The 12,899-nt window shown below is 67.3% G+C and carries 11 protein-coding genes; 4 read left to right on the forward strand and 7 right to left on the reverse strand.

What is annotated here, in order from left to right; genetic code table 11:
* Positions 1–3: 3 nt before the first annotated feature.
* From CVH10_RS02280 to CVH10_RS02300, 5 genes are all read right to left on the reverse strand, one after another.
* Positions 4–345, reverse strand: a complete 342-nt coding sequence (locus tag CVH10_RS02280; protein WP_046080522.1) for a septal ring lytic transglycosylase RlpA family protein — start codon at positions 343–345, stop codon at positions 4–6.
* A 121-nt stretch (positions 346–466) separates the two neighbouring features.
* Positions 467–1,342 carry a uroporphyrinogen-III C-methyltransferase gene (gene cobA / locus CVH10_RS02285; RefSeq protein WP_369335708.1) on the reverse strand — a complete coding sequence of 292 codons (876 nt, stop codon included), beginning with the start codon at positions 1,340–1,342 and terminating at the stop codon, positions 467–469.
* 161 nt (positions 1,343–1,503) lie between these two features.
* Entirely contained in the window at positions 1,504–2,964 is a 1,461-nt protein-coding gene (locus tag CVH10_RS02290; RefSeq protein WP_035596014.1) for a sodium-dependent transporter, read from the reverse strand.
* A gap of 164 nt (positions 2,965–3,128) precedes the next feature.
* Positions 3,129–4,241, reverse strand: a complete 1,113-nt coding sequence (gene hppD / locus CVH10_RS02295) for a 4-hydroxyphenylpyruvate dioxygenase (protein ID WP_106487699.1) — start codon at positions 4,239–4,241, stop codon at positions 3,129–3,131.
* Between the two features lie 215 nt (positions 4,242–4,456).
* Positions 4,457–4,786 carry an MTH1187 family thiamine-binding protein gene (locus tag CVH10_RS02300; protein ID WP_035596016.1) on the reverse strand — a complete coding sequence of 110 codons (330 nt, stop codon included), beginning with the start codon at positions 4,784–4,786 and terminating at the stop codon, positions 4,457–4,459.
* A 165-nt stretch (positions 4,787–4,951) separates the two neighbouring features.
* Between CVH10_RS02300 and cfa the strand changes: the two genes are divergently transcribed.
* From cfa to CVH10_RS02315, 3 genes are all read left to right on the forward strand, one after another.
* Entirely contained in the window at positions 4,952–6,103 is a 1,152-nt protein-coding gene (gene cfa, locus CVH10_RS02305) for a cyclopropane fatty acyl phospholipid synthase (RefSeq protein WP_035596018.1), read from the forward strand.
* 487 nt (positions 6,104–6,590) lie between these two features.
* Complete coding sequence (locus CVH10_RS02310) at positions 6,591–7,508, forward strand: sensor domain-containing diguanylate cyclase (protein ID WP_035596020.1); 918 nt, start codon at positions 6,591–6,593, stop codon at positions 7,506–7,508.
* An 80-nt stretch (positions 7,509–7,588) separates the two neighbouring features.
* A complete protein-coding gene (locus CVH10_RS02315; RefSeq protein ID WP_106487700.1) occupies positions 7,589–9,538 on the forward strand; it encodes an ATP-dependent DNA helicase RecQ in 1,950 nt (649 codons plus the stop codon).
* A gap of 4 nt (positions 9,539–9,542) precedes the next feature.
* Here the strand turns inward: CVH10_RS02315 and CVH10_RS02320 are convergent, their stop codons facing one another.
* Together CVH10_RS02320 and CVH10_RS02325 are read right to left on the reverse strand one after the other, a co-directional pair.
* The gene (locus CVH10_RS02320) at positions 9,543–10,154 is read right to left on the reverse strand and encodes a hypothetical protein (protein WP_106487701.1); all 612 of its coding nucleotides are present in this window, start codon (positions 10,152–10,154) and stop codon (positions 9,543–9,545) included.
* Positions 10,151–11,713 carry a sigma-54-dependent transcriptional regulator gene (locus CVH10_RS02325; RefSeq protein ID WP_106487702.1) on the reverse strand — a complete coding sequence of 521 codons (1,563 nt, stop codon included), beginning with the start codon at positions 11,711–11,713 and terminating at the stop codon, positions 10,151–10,153. Before CVH10_RS02325 ends, CVH10_RS02320 begins: the two co-directional genes overlap by 4 nt.
* Positions 11,714–11,999: 286 nt before the next feature.
* Between CVH10_RS02325 and phhA the strand changes: the two genes are divergently transcribed.
* A complete protein-coding gene (gene phhA, locus CVH10_RS02330) occupies positions 12,000–12,830 on the forward strand; it encodes a phenylalanine 4-monooxygenase (protein WP_106487703.1) in 831 nt (276 codons plus the stop codon).
* The last annotated feature ends 69 nt before the right edge of the window (positions 12,831–12,899 follow it).

The raw sequence follows: 12,899 nt of genomic DNA on the forward strand, positions 1-12,899 counted from the left end.
GGCTCAGTCGGCCAGACTGAGCTGGACCCGGGCCGTTCCGCGATGGAGCATGCCGAGCGCGCGAGCGGCGCTCTTGGAGAGGTCGATCACCCGGCCGGAAACGAAGGGGCCGCGGTCGTTGATCATCACCTCGACCTGTCGCCCGTTATCGGGCCGGGTCACCAGCACCTTGGTACCGAACGGCAGGGTACGGTGGGCCGCGGTGAGCTCACGCTGGTCGAAGGCGTCGCCGCTGGCCGTGGTACGGCCCTGAAAGTAGTCGCTGTAGTAGGACGCCACCCCTTTCTGAATCGACGCCCCCTGCTGGTCCTCGTGGGCCAGACTCGCGCCGGCGGCGCCGAGCATCCAGGCCACCAGGCCGACTTGCACCAGACGGCGAAAGCCTCTGGGGCGGGCCAGGCCCGCCTTGCCGGAAATTCCCATCTGTCACCTCGTAACGACAGGGTCGCCGATCGACCTCCCGCGATCAGGCGCCGTCAGACGCATCGGACGGTGTCGGGTGCTTTCCCTGCAGCCAACCCAGGCTGGCGGCTCGCTCGCTGTCGAACCAGGCCAGCGCGTCGTGCAATGTCACCACCTTACCGACGATGATAAGCGTTGGAGGTCGGATATTAGCCAACTCGTCGGCCGACGGCAAATCCCCCAGGCTCGCCACGTGGACCCGCTGACGCGCCGTGGTGCCCTGTTCGATCAGCGCCAGCGGCGTGTCGGCCGCCAGGCCGTGGGCGCGCAGCCGCTCGCTGATGATCTCGAGACTGCCGAGCCCCATGTAGAACACCAGGGTCTGGCCGGGACTGGCCAGCGCCGGCCAGTCCAGGTCGCAGCTGCCGTTGCGCAGGTGCCCGGTGATGAAGCGCACCGACTGGGCATGATCGCGATGGGTCAGCGGAATGCCGGCATAGGCGGCGCAGCCGGAGGCCGCGGTGATGCCCGGCACCACCTCCACCTCGACCCCGGCGGCCACCAGGGTCTCGAGCTCCTCGCCGCCGCGGCCGAAGATGAAGGGATCCCCCCCCTTGACGCGCACGACGCGCTTGCCCGACTTCGCCCAGTCGACCAGCGCCTGGTTGATGCCCTCCTGGGGCACGCTATGGTCGGAGCGCGCCTTGCCGACGTAAAGGCGCTGCGCCTCGGGGTTGGCCAGGGCCAGGATCTCGTCGCTGACCAGCCTGTCGTGCAGGATGATCTCCGCGGCCTGCAGGCGGCGCAGCGCCTTGACGGTCAACAGCTCCGGGTCGCCGGGACCGGCACCAACCAGGCTGACGCGGCCCGGTGCCAGCTCGGACGCCGCGGGAGGAAGCCGTAGATCCGGCGTGACGGTCGGAGAAGTCGCGGCGCACATATTCCAATATCTCGATCAAATAAGGTTTTATATGCAATAAAGTAATTAATTTGGCGACAAAATGCCACTCCCGCAGCGCCCGGAACGGGGCTTTTTTCCTCGATCAAACGACGCGGCCCCCGCAAGAGCGGGGGCCGCGTGGTCGCCGGGCGTCCTCGCCGTCAGGCGCAGAGCGTACGCTTCAGGCGCGGGCTGGCGAGCTCGCCGATCAGCGTGATCACTGCCAGCGCCAGCAGCAACCAGGGCCACTGCACGCCGAACTCCAGGGTGGCAATGCCCAGGGCATCGAGGAATACCGTCACGATGCCCAGCGGGCTGACATAACGCACCATGAACAGCCACAGGGCATGCACCGCCGGCGACAGGCCGAGCTCTTCGCGCATGGCCTCGCTGCTGAGCACGAAGCCGGCCAGCAGGGCCACGCCCAGGCCGCCCAGCGGCATCATCCAGCGCGACGTGAGGTAGTCCAGCCAGCCGAAGAAGTGCTTGCCGGCCAGGGTCCACTCGGCCCCGACGTTGAAGGACAGCATCGCCAGGGTGCTGATGATCCACAGCACGATGCCCACACCCCACGCCGCCGCACGACGCGTGATGCCCTTGTTGTCGGTGAGCCAGGAGACCGTGGCCTCGACCATGGAGATCGACGAGGTCAGGGCCGCCATGGACAGCATGACGAAGAACAGCACGCCGAACAGGGTGCCCATCGGCATGGCCTGGAAGGCCAGCGGCAGGCTCATGAAGATCAGCCCCGGGCCGCTGCCCGGCTCCATGCCGTTGGCAAAGATCACCGGGAAGATCGCCAGGCCGGCCATCAGCGCCACCAGGGTATCGGCAACGGCCACGCTGAGGGTGGTACGGCCGATGGAGGCCTTGTTCGGCAGATAGCTGCCGTAGGTCAGGATCGCGCCGGAAGCCAGCGACAGGGTGAAGAAGGCGTGGCCCATGGCGGCCAGCATGCCCTCGCTGGACAGGCTGCCGGCATTGAAGGCGAACAGGAAGCGCAGCGCGTCGCCGAAGCCGCCGGAGAAGGCGCCATAGACGATCATGATCAGCAGCATCACGACCATGCCGGGCATCATCCAGCTGACGCTCTTCTCGATGCCGGCCTGCACGCCCTTGCCGACGATCACCATGGTGGCGACCGTGACCAGAGTGCTCCAGAAGCCGAGATTGAGCGGGTTGGCATTGTTGGCGCCGAAGATCGCCGCCATGTCGTCGACGCTGGAGCCGGCCAGGCCGCCGGTCAGCATCTTCCACAGGTAGGAGAAGGACCAGCCGGCCACGACCACGTAGAAGCACAGGATCATGAAGCCGCAGAGCATGGCCATCCAGCCGAGCAGCGACCAGGCCGAGGCGCCCCTGGACTCGGCGGTGACGCGGCGAATGGCGTCGATGGGGCTGCCGCGGCCGCGGCGACCCAGGGCGATCTCGGTCATCATCACCGGCACGCCGATGGCCAGGATGCAGGCCAGATAGACCAGCACGAAGGCACCGCCGCCGTATTCGCCGGTCATGTAGGGAAACTTCCAGACGTTGCCCAGGCCGACCGCGGAGCCGGTCGCCGCCAGGACGAAGCCCCAGCGGCCCAGCCACTGAGTACGGGGTTGTGAGTCGTTAGTCATGTCACACCAGGGATCACGGAACTGTTGTTGTCGCCGCCACGCAGCATGGGGCCGGTACAGGGCGCCCATTGTGACGGATTTTGTCGTGGTTGGGCAGGGAGACGGCGGATTGTTCTGGTTTCCGCCTCCCCGCCTGGACCGGCTGGCGGCCGGCCAGACATGCCTCAATCGTCCTCGAGCACGCCGCGGCGGATCTGATCCTCCTCGATGGATTCGAACAGCGCCTTGAAATTGCCCTCGCCGAAGCCATCGTTGCCCTTGCGCTGAATGATCTCGAAGAAGATCGGGCCGATCACGGTCTCGGTGAAGATCTGCAGCAGCACGCCCTGATCGGGACCACCATCCACCAGCAGGTTCAGCTCGCGCAGCTCGTCGAGGTTCTCCTCGTGGTTGGGCACGCGCTGATCGACCTTCTCGTAGTAGGTGTCCGGGGTGGTCAGGAACTGGATGCCATTGGCCTTCAGCGCGCGTACCGTGGCGTAGATGTCGTCGGTGGCCATGGCCAGGTGCTGGATGCCCTCGCCGTTGTATTCGCGCAGGAACTCGGCGATCTGGGAGCTGTCGTCGGCGGATTCGTTGATCGGGATGTGCATCTTGCCGCAGGGAGCGGTCATGGCACGGGAGTAGAGGCCGGTCTTCTTGCCGGCGATGTCGAAATAGCGCAGCTCGCGGAAATTGGCCAGCCGGGTGTAGAAGCCGGCCCAGACGTCCATCTGGCCGCGATCGACGTTGTGGGTCAGATGGTCGAGCACCTGCAGGCCCACGCTGTTGTCGCCGGCGCTGCGGCCCTCGATCGGCGCGAAGTCGATGTCATAGATGGTGCGGCCCTCGCCGTCGAGCTTGTCGTCGACGAAGTACAGCAGCGAGCCGCCGATGCCCTCGACCGCCGGAATACCGACCTCGCCCTCGCCCACCGGCACGTCCACCGGCGTGGCGCCGCATTCCACCGCGCGGTCGTAGGCCTGGCGGGCATCGGCCACCTTCCAGGCCATGGCACAGGCGGAGGGGCCATGAACGCGGGCGAACTCGGCGGCATGGCTGCCGGGTTCGGCGTTGAGCACGAAGTTGATTCTTTCCTGCTGGAACAGGAAGACGTTCTTGGAGCGGTGCTTGCGGGTCTCGGTGAAGCCCAGCTGCAGGAACAGGCGACGCAGCGCCTCGATGCCCTCGGCGGTGGGCGCACTGTACTCGACGAAGGCGAAGCCGTCGGTGCCGAGCGGATTGGTGGTGTCGATCTCGGACGCCTGGGCAGGGGTACCTTGGACAGGGGCGTTCATGCTGAACCTCCGGGGTGCTTGTGATTGTGGTCTCCGGGCCTTGGCCCTTCGAGGTGCCCCCAGACTAGTGCGACCCGCCCCCTGCCGGAATGCGCCGCGACGCCCCGACGCCGCGCCTGGACGGCCCGCCACGGCGCCATCCGTAAATATTTCGTTACACCTCGCCCAAATCCCCGATCTGTCTTGCCGCGGCGGAAAGCTTCACTGACAGGGCGTCAACATTTCGTGACACCCTCGACGTCATCATCGCCCAACAGCCGCTTCACGCTCTCGACCTTGTCGTCCATATGCTGCTCCCGGTCGGTCCGCGTGCCGAGCTTGAGGGTCGAGGTGATACGCGGCGCGCCCATCTCATGCACCGTCTCGTGACAGCGCTTGACCACTGCCATGACCTCGTCCCAGGGCCCTTCGATATTGGTGCCGTAAGCATGCATCCGATGCTCGAGCCCCGAGGCCTCGATCACTCGCTGACAGGCCGCCACCTGGGGGGAGACGGACACGCCGACCCCCATCGGTACCACGCACAGATCCACGATCACCTGCATTATGCTTACCTCATAAATATTAGCCTGATACAAAAGCCACGGCGTGAGTTGTCAGAAACGCTCATGGCTGATCTATGCTAACGCCTTGTAATAGAACAATCGGCATCACGCCACCTCCCGCTTTCACACACCGGCTGCCCCGACTCTGAAGGATCAGGAGGAACCATGACCAGCGACCCACGTCTCGGCCCCATCGCCCTGCCCGACACACGAGCCCGGCGCGTCTTCGAGAAGCTGCTCGACGGCTCCGGCATCACCCTCAACGGCTCGGCCCCCGCGGACATCCGCGTCTACCATCCCGACGTCTTCTCCCGCGTTCTGCACCAGGGCACCCTGGGGCTCGGCGAGGCCTACATGGACGGCTGGTGGGAATGCGACCGCATCGACGAACTGGCCCACCGGCTGCTGCGCCATGGCCTGGGGGAACACGCCCAGTCCAAATCGGAACGACTGATGTATCGCCTCCAGTCCGGTTTCTTCAACCTGCAGAGCCGCGCCCGCGCCCATATCGTCGGCGAGGCCCACTACGACTTCGGCAACGACCTCTTCGAACGCATGCTCGACGACACCATGTGCTACTCCTGCGGTTACTGGAAGGACGCCGGCAGCCTGCTGGAGGCCCAGCGCGCCAAGCTCGCGCTCGCCTGCCGCAAGCTCGAGCTGGAGCCCGGCATGCGAGTGCTGGACATCGGCTGCGGCTGGGGCAGCTTCGCCGAACACGCCGCGCGGCATCACGGCGTCGAGGTCACCGGCATCACCATCTCCCGGGAGCAGGCGGAGCTGGCCCGTCGGCGCTGCGAGGGGCTGCCGGTCGAGATCCTGCTCGAGGACTACCGCGAGCTCGAGGGCCGCTTCGATCGCGTCGTCTCCATCGGTATGTTCGAACATGTCGGCCATCGCAACTACGCCACCTACTTCGGGACGGTGGAACGCCTGCTCCCCGCCGACGGCCTGTTCCTGCTGCACACCATCGGCTCCAACACCTCCCACATCAGCGCCGATCCCTGGATCAACCGCTACATCTTCCCCAACGGCGTATTGCCCTCGGCCAAGCACATTGCTCAGGCCAGCGAGGAGCACCTGCTGATGGAGGACTGGCAGAACTTCGGCGCCGACTACGACCGCACCCTGATGGCCTGGCTCGAGAACTTCGACGCCCACTGGGACGAGATCGCCGATCGCTACAACCAGCGCACCCAGCGGATGTTCCGCTATTACCTGTCCATCTGCGCCGGCGCCTTCCGCGCCCGCAATCTGCAGCTGTGGCAGGTAGTGTTGTCGAAGGGCCGTGAAGGACGCTACGACGCGCCACGCTGATAAAGAGCACGCTGATGTAGAAACAGGCATCTGCGACTTATGTTCCGGCTCTTGCTGTGCCGCGCCATCTGCGCCCGCCATCTGCCGCTGTGGCAGGTAGTGTTGTCGAAGGGCCGCGAGGGACGCTACGACGTACCTCGCTGATGTCGAGGCTAGAGCCCCGTTTCCACTGAATCCCACATCATCCTTCGGGTGCCTCGACGGCGCCCCGTTTCCCGCTGCCCTGCCCTTGCGCCTCGCCGTCCGGATGAGAACAATAGTCAGTTTGCATAATGACCTCTGGCGAGAACGTTGTCGTCGATCTCCTACGGGCGACGTCACACTCCGCCTACGCCCGAAGCGTCATGTCGGTCAACGGCGACGGATGTATTATATCTCCCTTAATTAAAAAGAATGGCCGCGTGATGCTCTCCTCCCCCGACGGTCACGACGCATTCAACGACAACGACACTCCTGTACGCAGCAGGAACACAATCAGGGAAACCACATGCCTCCCATCGATGTCATGCCGTGCAGGGAACGGCTCGAACCGACGAGGATGCTGGATCTGGCCGATCAGCTGCCCGGGCTGATCTTCCAGCTGCACCGCAGCGCGGATGGCCATCTCCACTTCCCCTTGCTGATGGGCAGGGGCATCCAGCTGCTGGACCTGGATCCGCAACGCCTGGCCGAGAATGCCGAACCGGCGCTGGAACGCCTTCACGACGCGGACTATCCCGGCCTGATGGCAGCCATCGAGCGTTCGGCGCGCTGGGGCTCGCCGATCACGCTCAAGTTCCGCTTCCGGCTCAGCGCCGATCGCTGCCGCTGGATCGCCGCACGCGCCCAGCCACAGCGCATCGAGACCGGCGTGCTCTGGCACGGCATGATGCTCGACATCAGCGAGCAGGTCGCCGAGGAAGAGCGCCTGCGACAGCTTTCAGACAGCGATGCCCTCACGGGGCTCGCCAATCGACGCAAGCTGCTCAGCCGCCTCGAAGAAGAGATTTCGTTGAGCAATCGTCACGCCACGCCGCTGTCGCTGATGATGATCGACCTCGACCATTTCAAGACGATCAACGACACCTGGGGGCATCTGCAGGGAGACGCCACCCTGCGCGAGCTGGCCGACTGCTGCAGCGCCCTGCTGCGCGAGGAAGACCTCCTCGCCCGGCTGGGCGGCGAGGAGTTCGCCCTGCTGCTGCCCTTGACCTCACAGCGCAACGCCACCCGGCTGGCCGAACGCCTGCGCCGCGAGATCGCCGAGCACGACTTCGACGGCCTCGGGTCGGGGCGCATCACCGTCAGCATCGGCATCACCGAACACCGGGTCGGTGACACCCTCGACCACCTGATCCAGCGTGCCGACGCCAGCCTCTACCGGGCCAAGCACCTCGGTCGCAACCGGGTCGTGGCCGGCGACTGACGACGACGCCCCGCGCTCGGGCGAGATCGACGGCCATGACGTGTATCCTGCCCCTCCCATCGACATTGCCCGGAGCCGCCATGAGCACCATCGACCAGACCCTCGCCCGGGTCTTCGGCTATCCCGACTTCCGCCCCGGCCAGCGCCCGGTGATCGAGGCGGTGGTCGCCGGCCGCTCGGCCGCCGCGATCTTCCCCACCGGCTCGGGCAAGTCGCTGTGCTACCAGCTCTCCGCCCTGCACCTGCCGAACCTGACGCTGGTGGTCTCGCCGCTGCTGGCGCTGATGCAGGACCAGCTGGCCTTCCTGCAGCGCCACGGCATCGCCGCCGCCAGCCTCGATTCCTCCCAGAGCAAGGACGAGGCCCGGGCGGTGATGGACGGCGTCGCCCGCGGCGAGATCCGCATCCTGATGGTGTCGGTGGAGCGGCTCAAGAACGAGCGCTTCCGCGCCTTCATCCGCCGCGTGCCCATCTCGCTGCTGGTGGTCGACGAGGCCCACTGCATTTCCGAATGGGGCCACAACTTCCGTCCCGACTACCTGACCCTGCCGGCGACCCGCCACGAGCTCGGCATCCCCCAGGCGCTGCTGCTGACGGCCACCGCCACCCCGAAGGTGATCGAGGACATGCGCCGCCACTTCGCCATCGAGGCCGAGGACGTCACCGCCACCGGCTTCTATCGCCCCAACCTGGACCTGCAGGTGGCGCCGGTGGCGGCCGACGAACGCCCGCGGCGGCTGGTCGAATGGCTGCGCCCGCGGGTCGAGGGGCCGAGCGCCGGCGCCACCGTGGTCTACGTCACCCTGCAGCAGACCGCCGAGCGTCTGGCCGCCTATCTCGGTGCCGCCGGCCTGCCCGCCGCGGCCTATCACGCCGGCCTCGACGCCGAGACCCGCGCCCGCCGCCAGGACGACTTCATGGCCGGCCGCACGCCGGTGATCGTCGCCACCATCGCCTTCGGCATGGGCATCGACAAGAGCGACATCCGCGCCGTGGTGCACTTCGACCTGCCCAAGTCGGTGGAGAACTACAGCCAGGAGATCGGCCGCGCCGGGCGTGACGGCGCCTCGGCCGAATGCCTGATGCTGGCCGGCCGCGATCATCTCAGCGTGCTGGAGAACTTCACCTACGGCGACACCCCGGAGCGCGACGCCATCGCCCGGGTGACGGCGACCCTGCCCGCCGCCGGAGAGGACTGGGCCTTCACCCTCAACACCCTCTCCCGGGACAGCGACATCCGTCCGCTGCCACTCAAGACGCTGCTGGTGCATCTGGAGCTCGAGGGCGTGATCCGGCCGCGCTTCAGCTACTTCGCCGAATACCGCTTCCGCCTGGAGGAACCGGCAGAGGCCCTGGTGGCTCGCTTCCAGGGCGAGCGACGAGCCTTCGTCGAGGCCATCCTCGAGGCCTCGGCGAAGGCGCGCACCTGGTACCGGCTGGATCTCGAGGCCCTGACACGGCTCGGCGCCGAACGCGGCCTGGACACCTCACGCCAGCGGGTGATCACCGCCCTGGACTACTTCGCCGACAAGGACCTGATCACGCTGGAAAGCAAGCAGATGACCGAGGTCTTCGAGGTGCGGCGCCCCGTCGACGAGGCCCTGATCACGAGGCTGCACCAGGCCTTCGTCGACAAGGAGCGGGCCGAGATCGAGCGGCTGCACGCCATGCTGGCGCTGTTCGAGGGCGAAGGCTGCCTGACCCGGCGGCTGGCGGACTGGTTCGGCGACGCCGCCGCCCCCGAGCGCTGCGGCCACTGTTCGGGGTGCCGCGGCCAGATCGCGTCGCTGCCTTCCCCGCCGCCACCGGCGCCGCTCGCCGCGATGGACGCCGCCGCCCTGACCGCGCCGCTGCGCGAACGGCTCTCGGCCGCCGGCGAGGGCGAGGCCGCCACCCCGACGCTGCTGGCCCGCTTCCTGTGCGGGCTGACCTCGCCGCGGCTGACCCGCCACAAGGCGCGCCAGCTCGAAGGCTTCGCCACCCTGGAGGCCTATCCCTTCGGCCAGGTGCGCGACTGGCTGTCCCGCTGATCGTTCACGCCCGCCGCCGTATCAGCGACAGCGTCGCCAGGTGCACCGGCAGGTAGAGCGCCAGCGGCCAGACCAGCATCAGCGCGATGACATAGAGCCCGTCCGGCAACCAGGCCTGGTCGCCGCCGAAGGGGCCCTTGACCCAGTTGACGTTGCGACGGGGATCCGTGAGCCACCAGGCGGCGAGGATCGCCGCCCAGGTCAGGGCGGTCTGCCAGGCCAGGGCCGTGCGATCGAAGCCCAGCCTCACGACACCGAAACCGGCCACCAGCGGCAGCACCAGGTGGTAGAGCGACAGCAGCCGTACCGACAGTGGAATGCCGGCATCGAACATGTACTCGGTGCCGCCGATGGGATGCCAGCCGCTGGCCCAGGCGACGCCGGCATCCAGCGCCCACAGGCTTCCCACCAGCGCCGTGGCCAGACAGGCCATGGAGACCAGCCGGCGGCTCTCGGCCCACAGCCCGACCAGCAGCAGGAAATTGGCCAGGTTGCACAGCCACAGGTAGTTCTGGATCCCGATGCGCAGCGCCACCGAAGGCGCCCAGAACAGCATCCACAGCGTGAAGGCCACCTTCAGCCAGCGCGGCAGCCGCCCTCGGCCGTCGGTCCTCATCCGTCCTCCGAGCCGATCCCGTGGCGCTTGAGCTTGTTGGCGATGGTGGTATGCGAGACGCCGAGGCGCTTGGCCAGCTGGCGGCTGGAAGGATGCTGCGGATAGAGGCTCGACAGCACCTGGCGCTCCACCTCGCCGAGGATGTCGGCCAGCGATCCGTCGAGATCGACACCGGCGAGCCCCGGCGCCCGGCCCACCTCGGGCAGGCGCAGATGCACCGGCTCGATGACGCCGCCCTCGCACAGCGAGACCGCCTGGAACAGCACGTTCTCCAGCTGGCGCACGTTGCCCGGCCAGTGATAGGCCGACAGCCGCGCCACCGCGGCCGGTGACAGCTGCGGCATCGGGCAGCCGATCTGGGTGGCGGCGCGGTCGATGAAGTGCGTCGCCAGCGCCTCGATGCCGTCGAGGCAGTCCCGCAGCGGCGGCACCTCCAGGGTCAGCACGTTGAGGCGGTGATAGAGGTCCTGGCGGAAGCGCCCCTCGGCGCACAGGCTCGGCAGATCCTGCTGGGTGGCGCAGATCACTCGCACGTCCAGATAGGTTTCCTCGTCGCTGCCCACGCGACGGAAGCCGCCGTCCTGCAGGAAGCGCAGCAGCTTGACCTGCATCCGCGGGCTGGTCTCGCCCACCTCGTCGAGGAAGATGGTGCCGCCGGCCGTCAGCTCCAGCAGCCCCAGCTTGCCCTCCGGGCGCGCGCCCTCGAAAGCCCCCGGCGCATAGCCGAACAGCTCGGTCTCGGCCATGGATTCCGGCAGCCCCGCACAGTTGAGCGCCATGAACGGCGCCTGCCCCCGCGGGCTCGCCAGGTGGCAGGCCCGGGCCAGCAGCTCCTTGCCGGTGCCGGTCTCGCCCTGGATCAGCAGCGGCGCATCCAGCGGCGCCATGCGGCGCGCCTCGCCGATCAGCGCCTCCAGCCGGGGGCTGGCCTGGAACAGCGACTCGAAGCCGCGCAGCTCCTGGCGCTGCACCTGATAGATGCGCTCGCCGATGCGATCGGCGCGATGCAGGGTGACCACGGCGCCGGCCAGCGAGGCCACGTCCGACTGCTGCTCGCGGTGCAGCGGCGAGATGTCGGCCAGGTAGACGGTGTCGCGCAGCTTGACCCGCAGCCCGTTGACCCGGGCGTTATTGCGGCGAATCAGCTCCGGCAGGTCGAGATCGGGCAGATAGCGGTCCAGCGACAGCCCCGGCACCTCGTCGACCCGCACGCCCAGCAGCTGCCCGGCGGCGCGGTTGGCCGCCACCAGATGGCCCTCCATGTCGATCGACATCACCGGATCCGAGAGCGACGACAGCAGGGCGTCGAGCTCCAGGTGGCGCCGCTCGCTGGGCATCAGGCTGACCCGTCGCACGCCGAACACCCCGGGCACCTGTTCGAGCTCGGGCTTGAGCGTGGCCAGCTGGGCGTTCAGCAGGTGGGGCACGTGCAGGTAGATGGCGTTGCCGTGCTCGCCGCCGACCTCGCCGTGGGCCACGTTGAGTCCGTAGTCGGCGAAGTGGGCCACGATATCGCGCAGGATGCCGATGCGGTTCTGGCAGTGGAATCTCAGGCGCATGAAAGGCTCGCAGGTCGAAAAAACGAACCGGGCCGCAGAAGGTTGTCAGCCCGGCGTGACTCATCTGTAAAGATAACGTGACAATAAGGCCACCGCGACGCCGATTCCATGCGCCTTTGGCCGCATCATGCCGGCCAAGGCGCCCGACTGTCATGTATTCTTTACAACCAAACGCCCTGCGAACGCCCTGGATCGTCCGTAGAACGCCCCTCTCGCCCCGTCCCCCCGCCTAGACTGCGGTCATCCCCTTGAGGCCACGACAATTCCAATACCGACGGGAGCAACCATGAAGGCTCAAAGCGCCCCCAAGAAGACCGCCTATCAGGCCAGGATGCCGGACGACAACGGCCACATCGCCTGGAGCGAACAGGAAAATGCCACCTGGCGCACGCTGATGGAGCGCCAGGTCGAGCTGCTGCCGGGCCGGGTGTGCCAGGAATACCTCGACGGCATGGAGCGCCTGGCGCTGCCCGTCGAGCGTATCCCCCAGCTCGCCGAGGTCGACGCCGTACTGCGCGAGGCCACCGGCTGGGAGACCGCTCAGGTCCCGGCGCTGATTCCCTTCGATACCTTCTTCGAACTGCTGGCCAATCGTCGCTTCCCGGTGGCCACCTTCATCCGTACGCCGGAGGAGCTGGACTACCTGCAGGAACCGGACATCTTCCATGAGATCTTCGGTCACTGCCCGATGCTGACCAACCCGGCCTTCGCCGAGTTCACCGCCACCTACGGCCGCCTGGGCCTGGAGGCCACGCCCAAGGAGCGCGTCTACCTGGCCCGACTGTACTGGATGACCGTGGAATTCGGCCTGGTCGACACTCCCGAGGGGCGGCGACTGTATGGCGGCGGCATCATCTCCTCGCCCAAGGAGACCCTGCATGCCCTGTCCGACGCGCCCGTGCACGCGCCCTTCGATCCGCTGGACGCCCTGCGCACGCCCTACCGGATCGACATCCTCCAGCCGCTCTACTACGTACTGGATAGCCTGGAGACGCTGCACGAGCTGTCCGGCCGCGACATCATGGGCATGGTCCACGAGGCCATGGCGCTCGGGCTGTTCGAACCGCGCTTTCCGCCGAAGCCCAAGCCCGTGCCGGCGGAGACCACCAGCGCCTGAACGCCGACGCCTTGGCATCGGCCCTTGCATGAGCGGCCGATCGCCACCACGACAACAACTCTACCCCCC

The sequence above is a fragment of the Halomonas sp. ND22Bw genome, assembly GCF_003011945.1.
Lineage (GTDB): Bacteria > Pseudomonadota > Gammaproteobacteria > Pseudomonadales > Halomonadaceae > Halomonas > Halomonas halophila.